General features: G+C 45.1%; 21 protein-coding genes and 4 pseudogenes. 5 read left to right on the forward strand and 20 right to left on the reverse strand.

Annotation, left to right across the window (positions count from 1 at the left end; all coding sequences use genetic code 11):
* Positions 1-602: 602 nt before the first annotated feature.
* Positions 603-2,696 (forward strand): copper-translocating P-type ATPase, encoded by a 2,094-nt coding sequence (locus tag PUR_RS19200; protein WP_232101569.1) that lies wholly within the window; start codon positions 603-605, stop codon positions 2,694-2,696.
* A 128-nt stretch (positions 2,697-2,824) separates the two neighbouring features.
* On the opposite strand, the gene PUR_RS19205 is transcribed toward PUR_RS19200, so the two are convergent.
* The 14 genes from PUR_RS19205 to PUR_RS19270 form a co-directional block, all read right to left on the reverse strand.
* The gene (locus tag PUR_RS19205; RefSeq protein WP_179036629.1) at positions 2,825-3,019 is read right to left on the reverse strand and encodes a DUF2933 domain-containing protein; all 195 of its coding nucleotides are present in this window, start codon (positions 3,017-3,019) and stop codon (positions 2,825-2,827) included.
* A 476-nt stretch (positions 3,020-3,495) separates the two neighbouring features.
* A complete protein-coding gene (locus PUR_RS19210; RefSeq protein ID WP_179036630.1) occupies positions 3,496-3,729 on the reverse strand; it encodes a ferredoxin in 234 nt (77 codons plus the stop codon).
* Between the two features lie 45 nt (positions 3,730-3,774).
* Positions 3,775-4,080, reverse strand: coding sequence for a ferredoxin family protein (locus PUR_RS19215; protein WP_179036631.1), 306 nt, complete (start codon positions 4,078-4,080; stop codon positions 3,775-3,777).
* Entirely contained in the window at positions 4,059-5,369 is a 1,311-nt protein-coding gene (locus PUR_RS19220) for an FAD-dependent oxidoreductase (protein ID WP_179036632.1), read from the reverse strand. Before PUR_RS19220 ends, PUR_RS19215 begins: the two co-directional genes overlap by 22 nt.
* On the reverse strand, positions 5,366-6,409 hold the full coding sequence (locus tag PUR_RS19225) for an electron transfer flavoprotein subunit alpha/FixB family protein (RefSeq protein ID WP_179036633.1): 1,044 nt from the start codon (positions 6,407-6,409) through the stop codon (positions 5,366-5,368). Before PUR_RS19225 ends, PUR_RS19220 begins: the two co-directional genes overlap by 4 nt.
* 30 nt (positions 6,410-6,439) lie before the next feature.
* On the reverse strand, positions 6,440-7,273 hold the full coding sequence (locus tag PUR_RS19230) for an electron transfer flavoprotein subunit beta/FixA family protein (RefSeq protein WP_179036634.1): 834 nt from the start codon (positions 7,271-7,273) through the stop codon (positions 6,440-6,442).
* A gap of 174 nt (positions 7,274-7,447) precedes the next feature.
* The gene (locus PUR_RS19235; protein ID WP_179036635.1) at positions 7,448-9,115 is read right to left on the reverse strand and encodes a methyl-accepting chemotaxis protein; all 1,668 of its coding nucleotides are present in this window, start codon (positions 9,113-9,115) and stop codon (positions 7,448-7,450) included.
* Between the two features lie 97 nt (positions 9,116-9,212).
* Complete coding sequence (locus PUR_RS19240; protein ID WP_179036636.1) at positions 9,213-9,581, reverse strand: YidH family protein; 369 nt, start codon at positions 9,579-9,581, stop codon at positions 9,213-9,215.
* Between the two features lie 100 nt (positions 9,582-9,681).
* Positions 9,682-9,888 carry a copper chaperone CopZ gene (gene copZ, locus PUR_RS19245; RefSeq protein WP_179036637.1) on the reverse strand — a complete coding sequence of 69 codons (207 nt, stop codon included), beginning with the start codon at positions 9,886-9,888 and terminating at the stop codon, positions 9,682-9,684.
* Between the two features lie 267 nt (positions 9,889-10,155).
* Positions 10,156-10,443, reverse strand: coding sequence for a DUF2933 domain-containing protein (locus PUR_RS26615; RefSeq protein ID WP_179036638.1), 288 nt, complete (start codon positions 10,441-10,443; stop codon positions 10,156-10,158).
* 7 nt (positions 10,444-10,450) lie between these two features.
* On the reverse strand, positions 10,451-10,648 hold the full coding sequence (locus PUR_RS19255; protein ID WP_179036639.1) for a hypothetical protein: 198 nt from the start codon (positions 10,646-10,648) through the stop codon (positions 10,451-10,453).
* Positions 10,649-10,811: 163 nt separating this feature from the next.
* Complete coding sequence (locus tag PUR_RS19260) at positions 10,812-12,014, reverse strand: Acg family FMN-binding oxidoreductase (protein ID WP_179036640.1); 1,203 nt, start codon at positions 12,012-12,014, stop codon at positions 10,812-10,814.
* 304 nt (positions 12,015-12,318) lie between these two features.
* Complete coding sequence (locus PUR_RS19265) at positions 12,319-13,695, reverse strand: 4Fe-4S binding protein (protein ID WP_179036641.1); 1,377 nt, start codon at positions 13,693-13,695, stop codon at positions 12,319-12,321.
* Positions 13,692-14,096 carry a hypothetical protein gene (locus PUR_RS19270; protein ID WP_179036642.1) on the reverse strand — a complete coding sequence of 135 codons (405 nt, stop codon included), beginning with the start codon at positions 14,094-14,096 and terminating at the stop codon, positions 13,692-13,694. Before PUR_RS19270 ends, PUR_RS19265 begins: the two co-directional genes overlap by 4 nt.
* A gap of 766 nt (positions 14,097-14,862) precedes the next feature.
* Between PUR_RS19270 and PUR_RS19275 the strand changes: the two genes are divergently transcribed.
* The 3 genes from PUR_RS19275 to PUR_RS19285 all read left to right on the forward strand — a co-directional run bounded on the left by PUR_RS19275 (position 14,863) and on the right by PUR_RS19285 (position 18,281).
* The gene (locus PUR_RS19275; RefSeq protein WP_179036643.1) at positions 14,863-15,954 is read left to right on the forward strand and encodes a Fe(3+) ABC transporter substrate-binding protein; all 1,092 of its coding nucleotides are present in this window, start codon (positions 14,863-14,865) and stop codon (positions 15,952-15,954) included.
* An 87-nt stretch (positions 15,955-16,041) separates the two neighbouring features.
* Positions 16,042-17,607 (forward strand): ABC transporter permease, encoded by a 1,566-nt coding sequence (locus PUR_RS19280; protein WP_332107911.1) that lies wholly within the window; start codon positions 16,042-16,044, stop codon positions 17,605-17,607.
* The gene (locus PUR_RS19285) at positions 17,604-18,281 is read left to right on the forward strand and encodes an ABC transporter ATP-binding protein (RefSeq protein WP_179036645.1); all 678 of its coding nucleotides are present in this window, start codon (positions 17,604-17,606) and stop codon (positions 18,279-18,281) included. The genes PUR_RS19280 and PUR_RS19285 overlap by 4 nt, the downstream gene beginning before the upstream one ends.
* Positions 18,282-18,537: 256 nt before the next feature.
* On the opposite strand, the pseudogene PUR_RS26620 reads toward PUR_RS19285, so the two are convergent.
* A pseudogene (locus PUR_RS26620) lies at positions 18,538-18,603 on the reverse strand (IS3 family transposase); the annotation flags it as partial.
* Between the two features lie 252 nt (positions 18,604-18,855).
* Positions 18,856-19,740 (reverse strand): annotated as a pseudogene (locus PUR_RS19290) (HAD-IC family P-type ATPase); the annotation flags it as partial.
* Positions 19,741-19,819: 79 nt separating this feature from the next.
* On the opposite strand from PUR_RS19290, the pseudogene PUR_RS19295 reads away from it, so the two are divergent.
* Positions 19,820-20,971, forward strand: a pseudogene (locus tag PUR_RS19295) (IS3 family transposase).
* Positions 20,972-20,990: 19 nt separating this feature from the next.
* Here the strand turns inward: PUR_RS19295 and PUR_RS26320 are convergent.
* The 4 genes and pseudogenes from PUR_RS26320 to PUR_RS19320 form a co-directional block, all read right to left on the reverse strand.
* Positions 20,991-21,899: pseudogene (locus PUR_RS26320) on the reverse strand (IS110 family transposase).
* 279 nt (positions 21,900-22,178) lie between these two features.
* A complete protein-coding gene (locus tag PUR_RS19310) occupies positions 22,179-22,379 on the reverse strand; it encodes a hypothetical protein (RefSeq protein WP_179036647.1) in 201 nt (66 codons plus the stop codon).
* Positions 22,376-23,785, reverse strand: a complete 1,410-nt coding sequence (locus tag PUR_RS19315; RefSeq protein ID WP_179036648.1) for a sensor histidine kinase — start codon at positions 23,783-23,785, stop codon at positions 22,376-22,378. Before PUR_RS19315 ends, PUR_RS19310 begins: the two co-directional genes overlap by 4 nt.
* Positions 23,782-24,498 carry a response regulator transcription factor gene (locus PUR_RS19320; RefSeq protein WP_179036649.1) on the reverse strand — a complete coding sequence of 239 codons (717 nt, stop codon included), beginning with the start codon at positions 24,496-24,498 and terminating at the stop codon, positions 23,782-23,784. The genes PUR_RS19315 and PUR_RS19320 overlap by 4 nt, the downstream gene beginning before the upstream one ends.
* Between the last annotated feature and the right edge of the window lie 318 nt (positions 24,499-24,816).

A 24,816-nucleotide genomic window follows, 5' to 3' on the forward strand; every position in this document is an offset into this window, starting at 1 on the left:
TTTTTTCGTGATTTCAACATGCTGTCCTTTTCTTCAAGTGGGTTTATTGTAAAATAGGATAATGTAGATTCCATGTAGAAACAGTGTGGACACAAAATGTTTGCAATTAAGAAAAAAGAGAAGCAAATAGGAGAATCAGCTGAAGAAAACCATTCATTGCAGGTAGGAGTCTGGCGAGACCTATGCGTGAAAAGGCGCAGCCAAATTACTGGATCGTCATGATACCGAAACTTAGAAGAGTAGCTCAGTCGAGGAGAAATCGATCATATTTAGTTTAAAGATGAGTCTATGATTTCCGAACGGCAAAAACATAATTTTTCACGGAAAAGTAGCAATATCCAAACGAACGACAAGTAGTATACTGTTGATGCGCTCCCTCGCACAGATTTTCGCCGTACGTAGCTGCGGGGTATTCAGGTAAAATTTGATCCTTCATAAAATAGCCTTGTTCTTTTGCATTTTAAAAATTCTGCACAGAAGTAAAGTATGGGGCATAAACAAACTGCTAAGATTGGCTTACAGAAAAGTTATAATCTGCGGCTAGTTGGGTATAATTTACTTGATCTTTTTTTCTCTATATTTGAAAGGAGAGGTGGAAAAACATGTATAAAGGCCCTCACAAACACCATATGCTTCATTCAAAAATGGAACATCCTCCTGGTCAACCCATGCATGATAATCACCAGAAAGGAATGCATCATAGTCATCACCCTAAAGAAAGCCTTGAAAATCATCATACACATGGCGTTGATAAGCATGCGGGTCATCATGTCGGTGATTTTAGAAAGAGGTTCTATATATCACTATTGTTTACAATACCCATTATGCTCTTATCCCCAATGATCCAAATGTTTTTAGGTGTATCATGGCGTTTTCCTTATGATACATTTCTCCTGTTTCTTCTTTCCTCGTTCGTGTTCTTCTTTGGGGGTAAACCTTTTTTAGTTGGCGCATACCGTGAAGTGACTCTAAAAAGCCCGGGTATGATGACATTAATTGCACTAGCTATTGTTGTAGCTTATTTTTATAGTTCATTAATTCTTACGGGATTAACTGAAGTTGATTTCTTTTGGGAATTAGCGACTCTAATAGACATAATGCTACTGGGACACTGGTTGGAAATGAAATCCATCCTAGGCGCATCTGATGCACTTGAGGCATTGGTCAAGCTCATACCTTCTGAAGCACACCTCATCACGGAAACGGGAGACGTCAAAGAAGTGAGTGTATCGGTGTTAAAAGCAGAACAAACCATTTTGATTAAACCCGGCGAGCGAGTTCCGGTCGACGGCGTTATCGTAAAAGGAGAATCGTCTCTTGATGAATCCATGCTGACCGGTGAATCCATGCCAATTGTTAAAAATCCCGGAGACCGTCTCATTGGAGGATCTATTAATGGCGAAGGCGCTCTAACTATAACGGTTACTAACAGCGGAGAAAAAGGCTATCTCTCACAAGTAATTTCTTTAGTTAAAGAAGCTCAAGAGTCAAAATCCAAAACGCAAAACTTATCTGATCGCGCTGCAAAATGGCTGTTTTATATAGCTCTTAGTGCTGGTCTGGTAACTCTTGTGGTATGGTTAATGCTGGGTTATAGTTTTAATTTTGCGTTGGAACGTATGGTTACGGTTATGATAATCGCTTGTCCTCATGCCTTGGGATTGGCAATTCCACTAGTTGTTTCTACAACCACTTCTATAGCAGCTAAAAAAGGCCTTCTAATTCGCAACCGTACCTCCTTCGAGGAAGCACACAAACTAAATGCCGTTGTATTTGATAAAACAGGAACACTAACAGAAGGTAAATTTGGCATTACCGAGATATTGCCCGCCAAAAGGTTTACCGAGAGTGAAATTCTCAGTCTGGCCAGCTCTCTTGAATCACAGTCAGAACATCCAATTTCGAAAGGATTTACAGAAGAAGTAAAAAGGCGAAATCTTAAAGTTAATGACCCGCAATCTTTCGAGGCGATGACAGGAAAAGGGCTAAGGGGTATTGTCAACGGAATGAATATAAAAGTTGTTAGCCCAGGTTATATGAAATCCGAGGATATAGACTATCCCTCTGAAGACTATAACATGCTTTCTCTTCAAGGAAAGACCGTAGTTTTCATTTTAGTTAATGAAGAATTTGCAGGCATGATCGCGTTGGCGGATAGAGTTAAAGAAAGTGCCAAAGACGCCATTAGCAAGCTAAATATTGCGGGTATTAAACCTATGATGTTGACCGGTGATAATAAACGTGTAGCAGAATGGGTCGGTGAAAGTCTGCATTTAGACGAAATCTATGCAGAAGTTCTTCCTCACGAGAAAGCCGAGAAAATTACCGAGATCCAACACAAAGGTCTTAAGGTCGCTATGACAGGAGATGGTGTTAACGATGCCCCTGCATTGGCGAAAGCAGATTTGGGTATAGCAGTGGGTGCAGGAACGGATGTCGCTATTGAAACAGCGGATATTGTGTTGGTTCGAAGCGACCCTGAGGATGTAGTTTCAATTATTGAACTATCCAGGAGGGCTTATCAGAAAATGATCCAAAATCTTTGGTGGGCAACTGGATATAATATAATTGCCATTCCGCTGGCAGCCGGCTTATTTTATAAAGCAGGTATTGTTTTGGGACCGGCAGTCGGGGCCGCACTTATGTCTTTTAGCACTATTGTAGTAGCTATAAATGCCAAGCTGCTTAGAGCGTAAAAGATACCCTGGTATAAGGAAGAGTTCTTAACCGAACATCTTCCTTAGTTAATGGATCTAGATGTTCTGCAACCGGTCGGCACCCTTTACAGACGAGCTATCGTGTCTCTCATCTTTAAAAATATAGGTCATTTAGATAAACTTTGAATTTCTTTTTTCAACATTTCATTTTGCACTTTCAGCTCATTATAGTCTACATGAAGCGTCCAATCCGTTTCTGACTGTTTGGAATGTGCAGAACGCCCATGCTTTCCCTTCATGCCAAACATCATTGAGACCATCATCAACGGACAAATTAACAACAACAGCAATGACAGATTCATTATTTTTACCTCCTTGGTAAGTTGCTTTCTTGTTGATAATTTCATTGTAGGAGGATTTTATGTGGAAACTGTGTTGAAAGATTGAGGAATCCATGGAGTTAATGATATTTCGCTTTAATAAATCCTAATATCAAGCTCCTAACAGAACATAAAGGGAATGGATAGTGCCGTGTAGAGATGAATAATAAATAATATCCGAGAGGATAAGTTATTAGAGTTTAAGGAATAAAGCAATCGGGCTAGTTGAAACGAATTCTTATTATGAAACCCGAAACTAATTTATCCGAATAGAGTGGTAAAAGGCGCGGAATATTCCGCGCCTTATCATATCATCCATATCTGTAGCTGGTTTCGGTCTTGCTCCCCTGTTTCTTTAGAGTTTCAGGTACAGACAGCGATATTCTTAAATTCATATCTTACCATTCTAGAAGAAGATGCGCTTCGTGAAAGGTTAATCCTTTCGTTCGCATCATCTTTTAAGCAAAAGGGGCCTCAGCATGCTGGATACATTCAGTTGGACAGCTTTCAGCGGCTTCTTGCAGTTCTTCTTGTAAATTTTCCGGAATTGCGGTTACTCCTCGATTATCGTCACCTTCAAAAATAACTTCAGCAATACCATCACTATCGAAATCAAAAATATCCGGTGCAATGGAACCACAAGACCCGCAAGCAATACATGAGTCTTTTTTTACAACAGCATATTTTCCCATAATTAAATTCTCCTTTTATTCAGATAATAGGACAGCATTATTACCTTAGCCATATCGATAAGCAATGCCATATCCGCCCCTCATATAAGTCCAATCAATATTTTCAGACGGACAGGCGATTCGGCATGTACCGCATTCCAGGCAATTTTCGAATGAAATAGTCGGTCTCTTCTGTTCATCATTCCATTCGTATACATCCGATGGGCATATAAAGGTACAGCTTTTCGTCGAGCAATCCATGCATAATCGCTCATTCTTGATTTTTAAATGGGACGTTTCATCGCATTTGTAGCGTATCGTGAACAATCGATCCGTAATTCCTTGTTGGCTCATCCGTTGGTCGCCCTCCATCCCTTGATCCCCAGTTTCACCAGATTAAGTGTGCCGCCGGCAGCTTCCTTTACGAGCCGGATGGCTTGTTTTTGTTTTTCCTCTTTCGCAACCCCATCCACAGAAAACATTTGGAAGGCTGCTTGGTTAATAGCCTGCGGTATTTTATCAAACAACAAAGTCGAATCGTAATCTTTCATAAGCTGGTGCATGCCCTTGTATTTTTTCAAATCCTTCATTATAAAAGAAGCTCGCATGGCCTCATCATAGCGTCCCAAAGATTGTGCAGAAAAATCTCCTTGATTTGTCGCTTCAATGATTGCCGTTGCGGCCAATTCACCGGACTTCATTGCCAAGTTGGTGCCTTCCCGATGAACAAAATTAACTAACTGTGCCGCATCCCCTGCAAGGCACCAGCCATTGCCGGATAAAGCCGGTATGGAACGGAATCCACCCTCGGGAATAAGATGCGCTGCGTATTCCTTTCTTTCTCCGCCTTGAATCAACTTTCGGATAACCGGATGTTGTTTCACAGAATCCAGCAGCTCGTAAGGTTTGATCCCCCTTTGGGTCAAATCATTCACCATCACGCCGATGCCCAGCGAAATCGATTCTTTGTTCGTATAAAGGAATCCCATACCGGCCATGCCAAGAGAAGTCTCTCCCATAAACTCAACAGTGACGCCTTCATCCCCTTCGACGTTGAACCGATCCTCAATCTTTTCCTTGGGAAGAGCGATCATCTCTTTTACAACGAGAGATACTTGATCCGGTTTCCAGCCTCGATGCACGCCAAGCGATTTGCCAAGTAAAGAGTTGACTCCGTCCGCAATGACGACGACATTCGCATAAAGATCCCCGTCGTCACGGTCTGTTCGCACACCGACAACCCGATCTCCGTGCCGCAGGAGTTCTACTGCCGTCGTCTCATAAACCGGAATGGCGCCGGCTTCAACAGCTTTTCCCGCGAGCCATTGATCGAATTTTACCCGCAAGCCAGTGAAGCAGTTCATCGGTTCTTTGAAAGCTTCATTTCGGTGACTGAATGTAGTGTACGACTCCTTACCCATCATCCACATTCGCTGCTCAACAATTGAGCGTTCAATTGGAGCGTTCTTTTCTTTCCAGAATTCAGGGACAAGATCTTCAATTTGTTTGCGATACAAGACGCCGCCAAATACATTTTTTGCACCTGGGAACTCTCCCCGTTCAAGCAATACCACCTTTAGCCCCGCTTGGGCCAATTTAAGAGCCGCAGCTGATCCTGCCGGACCAGCCCCCACCACAACCGCGTCAAATGCTTCGTTCAAGCCATACCCCTCCTTTTCTTTGCTTCTACCGTCATCGCAGGCAAGATTTCGAACAAGTCTCCTACGATTCCGTATTGCGCAACCTGAAATATCGGGGCATCCGGATCTTTATTAATGGCAATAATCAAATCGGAATGTTGCATCCCCACTGTAAACTGAACCGCTCCTGAAATCCCTGCGGCAATGATGAGTTTTGATCGAACCGTATGGCCTGTTTGACCGATTTGACGCTCGTGCTTGACCCAACCGGCATCTACTGCCGCCCTTGAAGCACCAACCGTTCCGTCTAAAGCATCGGCTAAATCTTGAAGAAGCTTGAGAGCATCCGGTCCACCCAAGCCCCTTCCTCCAGCAACGATGATGTCCGCCTCCTCTAGATTGACACTGTTGGTATCGGAAATAAAATCAATAATTCGAGTGGCCGTCTCCCCGGATTCAAGATGAAACGGCACATTTATGACATCTCCCGTTCTTGTTTGGTCCGGCAGTAATGCTTGGAAGACGCCCGGTCTTGCTGTTGCCATCTGAGGGCGATACTTTTTACAGAGAATGGTTGCCATCATTTTCTCTGAAAACGCAGGGCGGCTTGCCAGAAGTAAACGGGAAGGGTTCGGCTCCACATCCAGCTCGGTGCAATCCGCTGTCAATCCCGTTGGCAGGTGTGTGGCAATTGCGCCCGCCAAATCTCTCCCCGTTGCTGTAGCGCCGTACAAGACGATTTCGGGTTTTGCCAGAGCGAAAACATTAAGGCAAACCTTACTGTAAGGTTTAGTCCGGTAATCCTTCAAATACTCGTGGTCGCAAATATAAACTTTTTCTGCACCATAAGCAATTGCCTCTTGTGCCAAATGTTCCACTTGATGGCCAATAACAAGCGCTATTAAAGGAGCTCCAAGCTTGTCCGCCATTCTTCTTCCTTGACCAAGGAGCTGCCAAGACACTTTCTTTGCTTTCCCCTCTCGCTGCTCCACTACAACGAGGATCCCTTCATATTGTGAAATATCCGTTGCGGGTTGTTTTTGCAATTGCTCGACTGCCATGGTTTCTTCCTCTCCTTCACAAATGATCGATTACAACCATCCCATTTGCTGCGGTATTTTCGTTTCCCATATTTTATCTAAGGCAAGCTTACTAATATCCTGTGGCATGTCTGCGCTGATTGTCTCTCCACTGGATTTCTTGACTTCGGGAACCCACGTCTTGCCCACTGTTGTTGGCGAACCCTTAAGCCCCATCTTGGAGCGATCCAGTTCAGGGAAGTCCGCCGCTGTCCAAACGATGGGTTTGTATCGGGCTCCGCGAATCATCCCTGGCAGGGATGCTCGCCGAATTTTGTTCATGTCCTTTAAAACGGTCATAAGAACCGGCAGTTTTGTTTCAACAATCTCGATGCCGTCTTCCAGATGGCGCTGAACCCGGATGAGTTTCTCCTTGTTCTCCAGACTGACGATTTTGTTAACGTACGTCAGCTGTTCAACATTTAACCGGCAGGCAATGCCCGGACCGACCTGACCGGTATCTCCGTCAATGGTTTGTTTGCCACAGAAGATCAAGTCTGCCTGTCCCCATTGGGATTCTACCTTATGGATTGCTGCCCCAAGCACATATGAAGTGGCGAGGGTATCCGCACCGGCAAATCCTCTATCCGTTACCAGAACGGCTTCGTCCGCGCCAAGCGATATACATTCTTTGAGCGCTTTTTCAGCAGGGGGCGGCCCCATCGTAATGACGGTGACTCTCGCCCCAAGGGAATCCTTGATGCGGAGTGCCTCCTCCAAACCGTGCATATCATAAAAATTAACGATGCTCGGGACTCCTTGACGAATGAGCGAATTTGTCTTGGAATCGATCCGGATTTCTCTACTGTCCGGGACTTGTTTCACACATACAACGATATGTAACAAAACGTATTCCCTCCCTTTTCTAATTTCGTGCCTTTACTATAAACAAACTTTTTGTTGTTTCTGTGGGGAGAGTGTGGAGAAAGTGTGGAGTTCGGAAAAAATGAACTTGAAATTTAAGACATACAACTGCGGGCCGCTTCTTAATGTTTTATAAGCAAGGACTTCACGTAAGAACTAAACTCGGAATAAGCTGATCGCGTTTTTCATTTCTTCCACTGAACGGAGCATGGTTCCCGTAGCATCAGTTATTTCATTCATCGAGTGAACCTGGGATTGAGAGGCATCAACAATGATTTGCACATTCGATAAAGTACCCTCTGCAATGTCCGCAACTGTTAAAATGGAAGCCGATATTTCTTCCGTACCCGCAGATATTTCTTGTGTTACGGCAGAAACCTCTTGATTCCGACCGGCCACGAAACGGGCAGACTCCAAAATACGTTCAAAGGCTTCTCCAGCATGTTGAATAACCCTCACTCCTTTTTCCAATTGCTCCAGACCGGTACTCATGGCTTCAACCGCCTCCTGGGTTGTTTCTTGAACCGTTTCGATCAAGGACGTGATTTCTTGGGCCGATCGTTCCGCTTGCTCCGCAAGCTTCTTCACTTCGCCCGCAACAATGGTAAACCCCCTACCCTGCTCTCCCGCACGCGCAGCTTCAATGGCAGCATTAAGTGCCAAGAGATTGGTCTGTGCTGAAATTTCGCTAATGACAGTGGCAATACTTCCAATGCTGTCCGATTTCTGGCTCAATTCGGCAATCTTGTCCGCAACTCTGTGGGCTGAAACGTTTAGTTGATTGATTTCATCAATGGCTGTTTTCACAGAGTGGTTCCCCAGTTCAGCCTGCTGAACCATTTCACCGGATGCATAGGCAACATGAGATGAGGTTTCAGCTATATTTTGTATGCTTTCAGCGACTTCTTCGACTGCCTTCGCGCTCTCGTCTGTTCCCTGTGCTTGATTCTCAGCTCCTGCAGCCACCTGCCGAATGGAAACATCAGCTTGACTCGCCGACTCTGAAATATGTATGGTGTGATTGGATACTGAATGGGAAGCAATGGCGACCTGCTCAGATGCTTGCTGCACTTTTGTGATCAATGTTTGCAGTCCCCGAATCATTTCATTGACAGCTCGTCCCAGCTTACCAAGCTCATCTTTTGACTTAATAGGAAGCTCCTCTACATTTAATTGTCCGGTTGATACCTGACCTACCACTTGAGTAATTTGTATGAGTGGTCGCACTAAACGAGACGATATATAAGCAGAAGTTACAATTGCAATCAATAATCCCGCTAAAGCAAACAAAAGCATGCTATTTCTGAAACTTGCGGAAGCGTGGTCATACATTTCCTTATCCATTCCAATGTGGAAGGCTCCTATGACTTGCCCTCTTTTATCCTTAATTGGTTCATATAAAGACATTTCATTATTGTCATGAGATTGTCCGACATAGGACTTCCCTTGCGTCAGAATGGTCTTTTCTAATTCCGTCTCAAGCTTGTCCATATTGCTTTGGCGATCCGAAGACGTAGCAACGCTCATATCTCCTTTATAAATGACAATTGTATCTCCTGTAAGGTTACCAATCGACTGGACTACTTTATCATTGCCGTCGATTTGGGTATTCCCCTTAAATAATTTTCCATCTCTAATCTCCCAGTCCCCTGGATATTTCTCGTTGATTAAGGCGGTAGCGATGGATTCGTTTGAAACCAGCTTTTTCTCTGCGATATGAGCGACCTGCGAACTCATGCTAACAATGGCGTAAGCCCCCATGGATACGGTTACCAGTAAAATCAAGGCGGAAAATAAAACAATAAGTTTCAGCGAGAGTTTCATAGTCATCACTCCTGATTATGTAATCTGTTTCTTTTGACGTATTACTAAAACTTGTTGAAAGCATGAGCGTATCATCATAACTCATTTTCCAATTTTCTCAGTACAATAGCAGGACAATGACAAGTACGGTCAAAAAGATACCAATGAATCCCAGCCCAACAAAAACGACTCTGATCTCGGTAGTAGGGGCGCGAAACATTTCTTTATTGATCCCAATTCTTTTTCTGAAATAATCCTTTGTTGCCATCCCCAGAATCATGATACCGAGAAAAACAGCACTAATTCCAACAACCGCCGCTATCGTATGACCAATATGCTCATAGGGTGTAGAACGAAAAACGATTCCTGCTGACAAAAATCCTAATCCAACAATAGCAATGGCCGTTCGGACCCATGCCAAAAATGTTCTCTCATTAGCCAAATGCTGCTGTATATATTTTGAATCCACTGTTTTTTCCAAATTCATCAAATTTATTGCCCCTTCAGTAAAATAGTGTCCACAAAATTACACGCTAAATTTAAAAAAGGAAGCAGGTTTAACTGCTCCCCCTTTCATAGCCTCATGATTACAATACGTTATATCCTTGATCCTCAATCGTTTCCTTAATGTTCTCCAGGGTAACCCCGGCATCCTTGAACTCTACCCTTACTTCGCCTTCGGCCAGGCTCACCTTCACCCATTCTACACCGGGAAGTTTGTTTACAGCCCCTTCAATGGAATGAACGCAATGATTGCAGGACATCCCATTTACTTTGAAAATCGCGTTTGTCATTTTTCTTCACATCTCCTTTATTAAGCTAAATTTATGAAAACCCTTCTAAAAGGAGGATTCTTATAACTTTACTTTCGCTCACCATTATTGGTTTTGGGAAGCCAATCCTTACTGGATCATTTTACTTCCCTCGCTCTCTATAAGCACTATATATACCCCATCCAGGTATATTTACTACGTTTTTATAGGGAAGCGACAAGCGTCACTTCCCTTATTCCATATACCATAGGGGGATGGTTGGATTAAATTATAATTCAAAATTTGTTATCACTTGGTATTATGATTCCCTCTCTTTTTATTCATCAACGGCATCATAACCAAGTGGGAGAGCGGACATAACAGAAGCAGGAATAAAGGTACGTAATTGCTTACCGATCCGTTAAATCCCTTGGTTAAAAAGAAAATCGCCGCCAAAGCGATGGGTAACACACAAATGATCATCATCCACTTATGTGAATTGTTCTTTCCACCGTGATGATCATGTTGACCGTGTTGACCCTTTTGATGATTGTTATGATTATGGTTTCCGCAGCAGCTCATCGTATATTCCTCCATTTATCGTTTATTCAACTATGTTGTTTAATTTCTGTAATTCTTTTTGCATGTCTTCATTTTGCTTCTTCAATTGAGCGAGTTCCTCCGCCAGACCATTATGTTGATTCTTTTCGGGGCTTTGCCCATGACTTCCCTTCATCATGAAATACATCATGGGAAGCATCATTAAAGGGCACATCAGAAATAACAACCATGTCCAGTCCATCTAAATTCAACCTCCTCGATATTGGCTTATATTTATTCTTTGTTGAGTTCATTCTAAATCAAGATTATGTTGATTCTATGTAGAATCGTTGTAGAAACAAAGTATTTATAAAAATATCATGAGAAAAACTCCGGTCTGAGTCTTCTTGAAGATGATCAATCCGCTACCTTTCCAGGAGTAAATCTTGTACGTCCCGCCGCATGGTCAGCGGAACCTTCTGTTCAGGCTTGCCCAGCCGGATAAACATTTGAATAGTTCCGCCCTCTCGGGCGTATTCCCCGTGGATGTTCCGGTACTGTTCATTCATCTCTTCATACTCCTCCAGGACCTGGCTGGGTGGCTGGGCGGCAAAGCCCAGGGAGTGAAGCGCCAGCACCAGCCTTCCGTACAGCATGCCGCTTTTGACCTGTGAAAGCCTGCTGTTGTCCTTGGTCACAATCATAGAATAGGCGGGTGTATGTTTCACAGCTGTCTGGGTGGATTTCACAAACTGGTCTGCCGAGTTTTTTTCGTTGTTGAAGGAAGGGACAAGGGTAACAAGCCCTTGGAGAATATGCTTCATGAATCCGGTGGTGCCTTGTCCCTCGACGGAAAATCCGGAGCGGTATTTATTCTTTTGGCGTTCATTTGCGCGGAAGATTGCCGCCGCTTCTTCATTGATACGGTGTATGCGGGATTCAATCTCGGCGCCGGCTATCGCATAGCGTCCTAGCTTGTCCAGATTATCCTGATCCTGGTAAAAAGATAGCTTTATGTCCGCATCATCATCGTTAATAGCTGACAGCAGTTTGAGCTGATCTGCAGTCAAGGTCTCGGGTTGATAAGGCCCCCTGTTGGTATCTGGAAGAAACATATACTCATAGAAGGACGAATTCTCTGGCTGCGTTTTGATCAAAACGACCCGCGCCACCGGCTTTGCTTTCATACTTTCAACCAGCCGGCTTTCATCATATTCTCCCTCCGGAAACAGGGTGATGGTCGCTTCGTAGCCCAGCTTTTCCGCGGCGATACGCACATTTTCCAGAAATGTCCCCTGGGAAACCATTGTCTGGCGGGCAAGGGGGTCCACCTGCAGGGTCAACCGCTCACTATCGGCATACAGCAGAAATGCTAGTTTGTTGTTCTGATCAAGCCGGATCTTCCACGGTTGAGCATTATGGCCGCTTGCAGCCAGCAGACCGTGAGCAGCCAATTGGAGACGCGGGTCCTCCAGCTTCCCGGCATACTCCTTATCCCATGGCTCCAGATACTTCGGGGTTGTAAAAATACCGCTTGCTAAAAGCAAAGCGGCAAGTGCCGCCACCATTACGCTGGCGATAGCTGAAAGAATGATCAGAATTGTTTTTTTCACTACCTTCCTGTTCATCATGAACCTCCCAGATCAGTTTTGGATGGAACGCAGTAATAGCTTGAGAATGACAGCTTTTTGAGCGGACGCTATAGGATAAGCTTCTATCGATAAGATAACCTCAATAAGTATAAATCCAATGACAGTCCGAAAATCAAGTGTTCAGCCCGTACCTTTTGTTCTCAGGTATTGGGTGCCATTGTAATGCAACAAATATCCGGTGCTGATGGGACGGTGTTTGATAAAATTGACAATGTTATGTAAAGGGTAGTGAAGCAAAAAACCGATCCAAGAAAGTAGCTGGATCGGTTTTTTACTGTTATTACACCCGATGCATCATCGGAAGGGAGAACAGATAAATATTGGCTGCTCCCAATACAATCATGAGTGCATAATAGGGCAGCAGCTTCTTCCATGAAGCACGACCGCCGATTCGATAGACCGAATAAGCAGAACCGACAAGACCGAGGACAACGACGATGTATTGCATAATCTGAACCGTTCCTGCGGAGGTCAGACTGAGGTCTCCAGTTATCTTATAGCCGAACAAATTAAAGGTGTTGAACCAAATGGCCTTACCTTCTGTTAAAGCATGGAACAAGTTATGCGCCAAGTGTCCAGCCAAATCAAGCGGGATAATGGCGTAGCCGAAACGAACGAAATTTTCTTTTACCTTCTCCGCGGTTTCCTTGCGCGCTGTTAATTTTGCAGTGACCCACAGCAACCCAATCGGTAGAACCATGGAGATGATAAATGCAACGGTGAAATTCACATTGTAGTTCGTTGTTTGAGTTACTTTGCTGATAACGTCCAGAATTTGCTGCCAAATTTCCAGCATGGTGATGTTTTGAACGAATACAATCCCCATGATTACGGCTGCCAGGAACGCGTGCTCTGTCTTCGGCTTCTTGATACCCCAAAGCTCAGCTGTCGGTTTGCGAGGCGAGATACGGATTGAGTTGTTCGGGCATGTCTTCACGCAATTGCCGCAAAGGTTGCAATCCGCGCTGTTATCCATGGTACGGACAAACTCGAACATCGGGCAGCCTTCTACCTTCTCGTCCCCTTTAAAGCAAGATTGGCTTTTGCAGGTTTTACAGATTTCAGGGGTGCCGCGCAACTCCACCATACCTGAACGCGAGTAGTTGCCGGCCAAGCCTCCAAGGAAGCACAATGTCTTACAAAATGTCCGTCTTTCATAAAAGACCGATGTTGCGATAACCATTGTCGTTAACAAGAGCAGCAGATATCCGGAGCCCCGCGGAGATTCAACGATTCCCCAAATATGGTCTGACCACGTGATCATAATGAAGAAAATATCAATGAGCCAGATGCCATACTTTTTCAGAAATTTGGGCATAGGTCGTTCTGAACCTACTAATTTTCTTACGATATCACTAATTTTTCCAAACGGACAAACCGCACACCAAAACCGCCCTAAGACTAGAAAGAGGATTGGAATGGCTGGCCACCACAAGACCCAGGTCATGGAGGTACCAAAATTTCGACTTGGGTTTACGGTTCCTGCAACAAGCTCATACACGATAATGGAGAAAACCACCATTGCCGTCCATTGAAAGATACCCGGGTACCAGCGGCTCTTAATAAAGGTGCGAATGAACGGGTTATCTAAGAAGTTGACTTTCTTATCAGGCGGGGTTGCATTTATGGTTTGTGTTCTTTTAACTGGGTTTGTCATGCTAATGCCCCCCCTTTCTTTCTAAACCATTTGTTCCAAATGCCAATTAGTAAAAAGGCTATGTTTATGGCTAAGAATGTGCTGAGCACAGGTATATTGGGCGGGCTCTCAACCACATTTTCATGACCGCCATGGCCGCCGCCGCTTTCTTCAGTTTCCATGTTCATGTTTTGATGTTCTTCTGATGTCATGTTGTGAGATTGCGCATCTAATGTCGCTGGAGTTTGGGCAGGTGTACTCACCTTCGATTCTTCTTGCACTACAGGCTGAACCTGTGTTGTACCATGTCCGTCGGTATGCCCATCGTTCTTCTTCTGCTCATCGGCCAATGCAATACTGGAGAACAGCAGAAGACCAGCTAGTGCCCCAGCTAGCGCTGCAGTAAGGGCGATTTTCCTCATTACTGATCTTCCTTTCATCTTTATGTTTTAATGACTCCCATTCTAAAAAAAATATATGTAGAAACTATGTGGAATCATCAACAAAAAATAAAACGAGCCTTCCTTCTTTTCACTGTTCACAAAAAATCCCCAATCATCTCAATAGATTTGTATTCTACCACAAGAAATAAAAGGACTCTCTCATTGACAACCCCTCAGGCTGTCAAAGTAAGGCTGGAACAGGAGATTCAAACAAATCTGGCGTACCGTCGGTTTTTGTGACTCGGACTTGACGGACAAGATGCCGGATCTCATAGCGATAAGCCGGAACCGGCGAACTCGGTTTTAAGATACGCACATCCTCCAGAGTATTTTTTTGATGAGATTGTGCTGCAAGCTTTAACGCAACGTATGAAAGAGGATGGACGTATCCTGATTTCCGACTCGATTCGCGTCGAACGCCAACAACAAGTGCTGCAAAATACCAAAGATTATATTGAGGAACTCAATGCCGCAGAAGACCGGAAAGAAAATGAAAGGTAGAAAATTGCAACTAAATGTCTAAGGCTTTTTAATAGAACAACGCAATAAATTGAATATAATTTTAATCACATATTTTCCTATATATAGAATTAAAACAAATAAAGTGTGAATAAAATCGCTTGTTTTCCATTACTTTTCTGAAACTTCATGATAATTGCGATTATTGTTATTGACACAAAGAAAACATTGAAGTTATCATGTGCCTAATTGAGAACAGTAATCATTATTAAGGGGGATGTTTGAAATGATGAAACGTAAAATCTTTGCTCCATTGCTTACGGGAGTGATGGCAGTCGGTTTGTTTGCAGGATGCGGTGCAGCTCAGACTAAAGAAGCGGGGTCAACCAATGCCGGAGATAGCAAGCCGACGGCGCAGGCAGCCGAGCAAGTCGTCAACATTTATTCCGCCCGCACCTATGATGTAGACACGCTCCTATATAAGAAGTTCACTGAAGAAACCGGAATTAAGGTCAACGTTATTGACGGAAAAGCGGAGGAATTGATCGAGCGTCTGAAGCGTGAAGGCGAAAGCACACAGGCCGACTTGTTCCTTACGGTTGACGGCGGTGTATTGAACACTGCTAAACAGGCCGGACTGCTTCAGCCGGTCACTTCGGAAACGATCGACCAAAATGTTCCCAAGGAACTGCGCGACCCTGAAAATCAATGGATCGGACTCTCCACACGCGCCCGCGTGATCGTCTATTCCAAGGATCGTGTAAAGCCGGAGCAGCTCTCCACCTATGAGGACCTGACCAGCCCGGCCTGGAAAGGAAAAGTGCTTGTCCGTCCTTCCGCGAGTTTGTATAACCAGTCCCTTCTGTCCTCGTTCATTGAATTGAACGGTGAAGAAAAAGCGGAGGAATGGTCCAAAGGGCTTGTCGCCAACCTGGCACGTACTCCGGAAGGAAATGACCGTGACCAGGCCAAGGCGATTGTCGCCGGTGTAGGCGATGTGGCGCTGATGAATACGTACTACGTGGGCCTGCTGATTAATTCGGACGATCCGGAAGAAGTGAAGGTCGGAAAAAGCATCGGCGTGTTCTTCCCGAACCAGGAAACGACAGGCACTCATGTGAATATCAGCGGCGCGGGCGTAACCAAGTACAGCAAGAACAAGGAAAACGCCGTCAAGCTGATTGAATTCCTGACCGGTACCGAAGCCCAGACGATGGTTACCAATGAAAACTTCGAGTTCCCTGTTAATGCTAAAGCCGAGCTGCCCGAGCTGCTCAAATCCTGGGGGGCGTTCAAAACGCAGCACATCGATTTCAACAAATTGGGCGTTCATAATGCCAAAGCGATTGAGATCATGAACAAGACTGGCTGGAAATAACTTATGAATCTAAACGCAGTTAAGGTACAGATACAAAGACGCCTTAGCGGTTGGCGAATCGTAAGCTTGGCGGGGGCGGCAGTTATTTTGCTGCCCATTCTTTTTGTACTGCTCTCGATCTTTAATCCGCCGAATGACAATTGGGTTCAAATCAGGCAGTACCTCGTAAAGGATTACATCGCCCAGACGGTTCAGCTGACGCTGACGGTTGCCGTGCTGACAGCATTGCTCGGGGTAACGCTGGCCTGGCTTACGGCGGTCTTTGATTTTCCGGGAAAACGGTTCTTCAGATGGGCACTGATTCTTCCTTTAGCCATTCCTCCATACATCGCCGCTTTTACTTACAGCACCATGTTCAGCTACACCGGCGTTGTCCAGACCACGCTGCGGAACCGGTTCGGAATAGTTCCCAATCAGGAGCTGATTACCGTCTCCTCCATGCGGGGCGCGGTCCTTGTATTTACTTTGTTTTTGTTTCCTTATGTATACCTGATTACCAAATCGTTTCTGGAAAGACAGAGCGCTTCTTATATCGAGAACGCCCGGCTGCTGGGAAGGAATGGCTTGTCTATATTCCTGCGGATCGCACTTCCTTTATCCCGGCCGGCGATCGCAGGCAGTATCAGCCTTGTTATCTTTGAGGTGCTGAGCGATTATGGGGTCACAAGCTATTTTGGCATACAGACCGTCTCGACGGCGATCTTCCAGACCTGGTTCGGGATGTATGACGCCGATTCGGCGATGCGCCTTGCCGCCTGGCTCATGATCATTGTCATCGGCTTGTTCCTGGTCGAAATGCTGCTGCGCAAACGGCGGGCATACAGCTCAACGACGAGTAAGTCGAGGCCGCTTGTGCCTAGGCGCTTAACGGGAATTCGCGGGTGGGCAGCCTCCCTGTTCTGTATGGTCGTTTGGTGCGCAGCCTTTTTGTTTCCGCTTCTGCAATTAATCGTATGGGCGGGCTGGACGTTTGACAGCATGTGGAACGCGGGATTGTTCCAGCTAATCTATCAAACCTTGTTCGTGGCTGTCGTCTCCACTTTGATCATCATGATTTTTTCACTGATTGCCGCCACTGCCAACCGGACGCGTTCCACCTCTTCATTTGTGCTCTCCAAGGCGATAACCGCCGGATATTCGATGCCCGGGGCCATTATCGCCATCGGTGTGCTGGTTGTTTTTTTGAAGCTGGATAAAGTCTGGACGGCCTTCCATCATCAGCTCACGCTCGGGGGAATTCCTCTTGTGCTCAGCCTGACTCTCGCGATGCTGATCGCGGGGTACGTGATCCGATTTATGGCTACAGGCTACAATTCCGTGGAAGTCGGGTTTGAGAAAATGGGCCGGAAATATACGGAAGCTTCGCGAATGCTAGGGCACGGAATAACCGCAACCTTTTTTAAGGTGGATCTGCCTTTAATTAAGGGAGCGGTGATGAGCGGATGCCTCCTGACCTTTGTGGAAATCTGCAAGGAGCTGCCGCTGGCTCTAATCCTTAGACCCTTCAATTTCGAGACTTTGGCCACAAAAGCTTACCGGTATGCCAGCGATGAACAGATTTTCGAGGCGGCCATTCCCTCTTTGCTTATCATTGGCATCAGCTTGATCTCGGTTTATGTTATGCATTATTTAGACAGGAAGTGGGAGAAATGAGTATCGTAGACATCCGTAATCTATCATTCTGTTATGGACGGGGAAAGCCCCCGGTGATTGACCAATTTTCCTGTTCTATTGCCAAGGGGGATATTGTGGGTATTGTTGGCGCAAGTGGCAATGGAAAAAGCACATTGCTGCGGCTAATTGCGGGTCTAGAGATTCCTGCGGGAGGCGAAATCCGGATTAACGGAGCTCCGGTTGTGAATGAGGGCTGCTACATCCAGCCCGAGCGGCGGGGTGTCGGCATGGTATTTCAGGATTATGCTCTGTTTCCACATATGACTGTCCGCAAAAATATCGAGTTCGCCCTTCACCGTCTGCCTCGAAAAGAGCGGGCCAAACGGCTGGAGGAAGTGCTTGATCTTGTTCAGCTTGGCGAATTTAAGGAACGCTACCCGCATGAGCTGAGCGGCGGACAGCAGCAGAGGGTGGCGCTGGCTCGGGCGCTAGCGCAGAAGCCGGAAGTTCTCCTTATGGACGAACCTTTCAGCAACCTGGATGCGGGGCTAAAAGACGCAATCCGTTCGGAGCTGCGGACCATTTTAAAGAAAGCGCAGATGACCTGCTTGTTCGTAACCCACGACCGGCAGGATGTGGAGGCCATCAGCGACCGTTCAATTCATCTCGGTCCAGAGTCCGAATTAAACGAACGGAAATTCGCTACTCCATAAAAATGCAGCCTTAACCTCGCTAGGGCTGTATTTCATAAGCTACTTGTTCCGGTTCCAAAAATTCTCGTGCGGTGAGAGCAATGAAAGTCTTTGGGAGATAGGGGTGAACGTCACGCAGTCGTAATGACTCTGCTTGCTTTTTATTGTTCTTGCCTAGCTTTTAGGGAGAAACCGCGAGCATCGGAATAAAAGACTTCGGAAAATCACCGAAGTGGTCATACCTTTTCTATTAGACAGATGAAAAAAGCTAAGCAGCCTATGCGTGCCGATACTCAATCGGTGTGCGCTGTTTAAGTTTAGATTGAAATCGCTGGTAATTATAAAAGTAGGGTGTATTCTTCTACCGCTTGATGTATTTTCAAGATACGCTTTGACTGCCACCACTTTGAATTCTACCATATACGCTTGATATACTTGGCCCTTTCTAGACATAAAAACATCTCCCAGTTCACTCGTTCCTCATGATAACAAATGCTTTTTACGAGTGTCTACTTAGAAGGGGATGCTACCATTTCTCAAGCTTTTCGAATACATCTTACCCGAGTTCTGCAAGAGCCAATCAAGGCTACGCACTTTATTCTTTCACTCGAATAAGTCGTAGACTATTTAACGTTACCAGAAGAGTCGCCCCCATATCTGCAAGAATGGCAATCCAGAGTGTTAACCAACCCGGGATAACCAAAAGTAAGGCAATTAGTTTAATCGCTAATGAAAAGGTGATATTTTGCTTTATTACATGTAAAGCTTTACGGCTTAGTTTCAGAGTGAATGGAAGTTTTCTTAAATCGTCTCCCATTAGAGCAACATCTGCCGTTTCAAGTGCTGTATCTGTTCCCGCTCCGCCCATGGCTATCCCAACAGTAGAAGCCGCTAGCGCTGGGGCATCATTGACACCATCTCCTACCATAGCTACCAATTGTTTAATAAAGTCTAATTTGTCCTGTGGCAACAGTTCTGCCTGAATATCGGATACTCCAACTTGCCCGCCGATAGCATTCGCAGTACCTTTGTTATCCCCTGTAAGCATAATGGTTTTTTTGATTCCAAGTTGGTGTAACTTTTGAATGATTTCCTTACCCGATTCACGCACTTCATCAGCTACAGCAATCACTGCGAGTATTCCTTTCTCTGTTCCAACAACCATAGCTGTTTTACCTTGATTTTGAAGTGTCTTCACCATTTGCTCTTGTTCGTTACTGAAACCTGCAGTTGGTAATTCTTTGAAGAGTTTCGGACTTCCAATATAATAAGTCGTTCCGTTTACATTACCCTTAATCCCTTTCCCTATAATAGAAGAAAAGTCATCAACTATTACATTAGAATAAGATATATTTTCCTGTTCAGCTTTTTTCATAATGGCTGAAGCAAGAGGATGCCCGGAACGATATTCCAATGCAGTGATAATGGAAAGCAATTCTTTGTCGTTCGTCTTATTGTTCAACACGTTAAAATTCGTTACAACTGTTGCTAGACTAAAAAGTAGACATAGGGAACCGAGAATCGGGTAAAATGAACCTATCCAAATTCGAGGTGCTAACATGACGAAAAAATACGATAAAGAATTTAAACTGCAAACGATTCAGATGATCCAGGAAGAAGGAAAGGCGGTGGCGCAGGTCGCCCGCGAACTGGGGATAAGCGACAACACCCTGTATCGTTGGATGGCGGAATATGAGCAAGACGGTGCACAAGCCTTTCCAGGCAGTGGACAACTGAAAGCCGACGATAAGGCAATGAGAGACCTTCAGAAACGCATTCGTGATCTGGAAGAGGAGAACGACATCTTAAAAAAGGCGATGCACTACTTCGCCAAAGACCGGCGCTGATCTATGCCTTCATCCACGATCATCGCTTCAAGTGCCGAGTCTCGAAGATGTGCAAAACCTTTGATGTATCCCGAAGCGGCTATTACAAATGGACCAAGCGAAAAGCCAGCAAACGTGAAAAACGACGTCGCAAGCTGGAGCGGCGGATCCGTCGTATCTTTCTGGAATCCCGTCGATTATATGGAAGCCCCAAAGTAGCAAAAGAACTTCATAAGCAGGGCATACGTGTATCCGAGAAAACGGTCGCTCGGATCATGAAGGAGCTGGGTTTACGCTCTCGCACGGTGAAGAAATACAAGGCCACAACAAATTCGAAGCACAACCTGCCCGTCCAAGAGAACGGTGTTGAACCGCGAGTTTAATCCGGCAGCTCCAAACAAGGCCTGGGTGGCTGATATTACGTATATCCCGACCGATGAGGGTTGGCTGTATTTGGCGAGCATCATGGACCTGTACAGTCGTAAAATCGTTGGCTTCCACATGGATCAGCGAATGACGAAAGAACTGGTGTTAACGGCGCTGGATCGCGCCTACAGCCAGCAGCGGCCTCGTGGTGAGGTGCTGCATCATTCGGATCGTGGCAGTCAGTACGCTTCCCATGATTACCAAGCGCGACTGCGCACCTATAAGATGAAAGGCAGTATGAGCCGTAAAGGGAACTGTTACGATAATGCGTGCATCGAATCGTTCCACAGTGTGCTCAAGAAAGAACTCGTCTACTTGGAAAAATTCAAAACACGCAAGGAAGCCAAGAAACGCATTTTTGAATACATTACTTGTTTCTACAATGGAAAGAGAATCCATTCAGCAATTGGGTACTCTACGCCCAATGAGTACGAACGTATGTACCGATTCGCTGCATAATTTTCTCGATTCTTTGTGTCTACTCTATTGACAGAGGTACAATAGCGGAAGCTGCGGTTACATCCACACCGGGAGTGGTTTGAAGAAGCTCTATCTCCAAGCGGTAGGACTCCAAATGTTGGTCAATGGCTTCATCGAACTGTTGAATGGATTGCTCGAGATGGGTCAGGTGCTGCCACGATTGGGAAAGCAGGAAACGATGATGGGGGAGAGCTTCCCTTGAGAGTGCATCCAGAAGTTGCGGAATTTTGTTTTTGATTTGGCCTTTAACCAGCGAACGAATCGTTTCCTGATCCAGTCTGCCGTTATCCATGAGTTGGTTCAGTAAGGCACGGCCGGTAACGCCAAACACATCGGAGATGACAGAAGCCAGTTTGATGCCGGCAGATTCAAGCACTTTGTGAATGCGATTCTTTTCCGCCGTAACATGATGAACCATCTTCTTCCGATGACGAGTCAGGTCACGGAGTTCCCGAATATCTTGTGGCGGTACGAAGCTGCCCTCAATAAGTCCGGAGCGAAGGAGCTTGGCGATTCATTCGGCATCGGAAATGTCCGTTTTGCGTCCAGTGACATTCTTGATGCATTGTGCGTTGGCCAGCCTAATCTCGCAAGACTCCTCCAGTACATGGTAAACTGGCTTCCAGTAGACACCCGTGCTTTCCATGGCAACGTGAGTACAGGAGGCAGCTTGGAGCCAGGCTTCAAGCTCGTGTAGGCCCTTGGACATCGTAGAAAAGGTGCGTATTTCTTTCTTGGGACGGCCTTCCAGATTTCCAGTTAAGAGACAGGCAACGACCGTATCCCGGTGAACATCGAGACAACAGTTCTCCAAAATAGCTTCCAAAAAACACCCCCCAAAACAGAATGTGGAGGGACAGAATAGGCTGGTGAGTGAGTAAGTAAGGATTTTTTTACACGTGCTCATCCGAAGATGGCGACAATTGGGTTGTACTCATGACCAGTCGTGGACGGTTTTTTGTACGGGGTTATACCACCATTAAAAACCTCGTATTTCTTCTGTCCCTCTAGTATTAGGATGGACAGGATGGACCCGGTTAAGACGTAGGGGCAACGAGCAAATAAACATTTTCATTCTGGGATGTGAGCCGATGGCTCATGAGAGTTTTTTGTGATTGACATAGTAGCCAGTTCCCACAAGGTCGTCATCATTTGGGATAACCAAATAGGGTAAAGTCTTTTATGTTCAACGTTTTTTTCTTATACGGATCCAACGTACCAGCAGAAAGATAAACACGATAAGAAATACAGCACAGATTAAAAATATTCTTATATAACCGCCAAACTGTAGCAAAGAATTACTTTGAAAAGATAGCGCCGCTATGGTCATACATGTTAAACCCATTCCTATAAAAAGAATTGCAATCAGCCACTCTATTTTTTTCATGTACTCCCCTCCCCAAACTCTGATTGCAGGACAAACCGGATTTTAAATCGAGTCCCTTCCCCCATTTTACTGGTAACTTGTATTTTTCCTTCTTGCAGTTCTACCAATTTCTTCACGATCGATAATCCTAATCCAGTGCCTCCAAATTGACGGGAGCGCGACTTTTCCACTCTATAAAATCGCTCAAAAATATAGGGGAGTTCATCAGCGGGAATACCTATTCCAGTATCCTCTATAATCAATGTTACAGAAGCAGTTTCATATAACAAATATACCTTAATGCCTCCCCGCTCTGTATAACGAATGGCATTTTCGAGCAAGTTTAGTACAATCTGTTCCATCCGTTTTCCATCTGCCCGAATGAGTGAGGTCGTTCCAGATTGCTGCATAGTTAGACATAAGTTTTTTTCTCTGGCCTTCAGTTCAACCTTCCTGACCGCGTGTTCAGTGAGCTCTGATAGGTCAATCCATTCAAGAACAAGTGTGATTTTCCCTTCTTCCATCTTTGCCAAGTCAAACAAATCATCGACCAGATGCTGAAGCCGAACCGATTCATCATAGATAATATCAAGGTATTGATTTTTCTCCGCTTCGGTCTCATATAACTCCTCCTTCACCACCCGGGAATAACCCTCCAGATAAGTAATAGGCGTACGCAGCTCATGAGATATATTGGCGAAAAATTCCTGTCGTGTATCCCGGTAACGCTGGAGATCAACCGCTAAATCATTGATTGCTTCAGCTAAGGCGCCCATTTCATCCCGGCTTTTAAACTCCAGTCTGGTTTCCAGCTCACCGGCGGCAATTTTACGGGTCGCCTTTTGCATCTGCAGAAGCGGACGGGACAAAAATTGAGCGATGATCCATGTGATCCCGAGGGCGAGTAAAAATGCCCCCATTCCGGAGAGGATGAGTAAATTCCGAACACCTGACAATGATTGCTCCATCTGTTCCGTAGACGACATAACATAAAGAGCAGAAGCAACAACTCCTCCTTCATGTATGGGTTGCCCCGATACAAAATAACGGTGTCCAGTAGGATCCTCGTACAGTAAGTTCACTTTTTTCCCGGAAAAAATCTTATTTAGGTCAGGGGCCCTGATAAACGATCTATCGGATGAATCGTGGACTCCTGAATGAAGGATAACCTCACCATCCTTGCGAATATTAAAAATACTGACATTTGAAAACTCGGCAAACGTCTTCATGGTTTGATCAGATGTTGCATCGGTGGAGTCCGCCATTAACGCGAAATGGGAAGTGAGTTCCTCCGTTTCGGTCTGCGTGCGGGCATAATAATAGTTAGTAAACATACGGTCAATTGAAAATCCTAGAAATACGATCACGATCAGGAATAGCGTGATGATTATCAGGCCAAGTTTTAATCCGATCCGGTTATTTTTCATTCCTGTTCTCCGGAAACGTAAAACTTATAGCCTACTCCCCACACCGTTTGAATAGGATTGTAAGTCATTCCTGCCTTCTGAAGTTTTTCACGTATATTCTTGATATGGGTATCCACCACCCGGACCTCACCTTCGTAATCATAGCCCCATAACTTTTCAACGAGCTCCTCCCTGCTGAAGGCGCGCTGCGTATTTTGGGCCAATACAGCGAGTAGATCAAACTCCTTCTGGGTAAAATCAACCACTTCATCTTGAATACGAATCTCACGCGCATCCGGGAAAATGGTGATTTGCGAGAATTCTAGTACCCATTGCTTAGGCTGCGATGTCTGTGTAATCGTTGACCTACGAATTAACGAATACATGCGGGCCAGGAGCTCTTCAGAATCAAAGGGCTTTGTTAAATAATCGTCCGCGCCGATCCCTAAACCATGAATCTTATCCTTAGTTTCAGTACGTGCCGTTAGCATTAATATTGGAACCGTTTCGGTTTCTCTGATCACCTTGCATACTTGCCAGCCATCCATATCAGGCATCATGAGATCAAGTAAAATAATATCAAAGGAATTCTTCTTGACCATGGATAAGGCCTCTAGCCCTGTAGCCGCTTCCTTAACCTGGAATCCTTCCTTCATCAGAAAAATCCGGAGCAGGTTCCTCATATTCCACTCATCATCGACAATTAACACATGAAGTTTCAACAATTTCGACATTGTGCCCACCTTCTTTGTTTTCTTTGTTTTATTATATAAAAATAATGTGTTGAAAAAATGAAGTTCTAACAGGTAAAAGAAGCTTCTTGAATGGAAGCCTCTTCTTACTTTCGAAATCCTTTTTTAAATCCGCTTCAAATCCCCAATAAAACCCAGGTGTATCTCGCGCTTGAATTGTAGCCTTCCCTCTGTCCTTTGAGTAAGCTAATCGTTAACACTGATAAACTGTGTCCATTGTACGGCAGCTGAATAATTACCAAAAACAAGCTGACTTCCCGCCAATTGCCGGTGTCAGCTTGTTCACTCACAGCATATTAT

The organism is Paenibacillus sp. URB8-2, assembly GCF_013393385.1.
In the GTDB taxonomy this organism is placed as follows: Bacteria; Bacillota; Bacilli; order Paenibacillales; family Paenibacillaceae; genus Paenibacillus_AQ.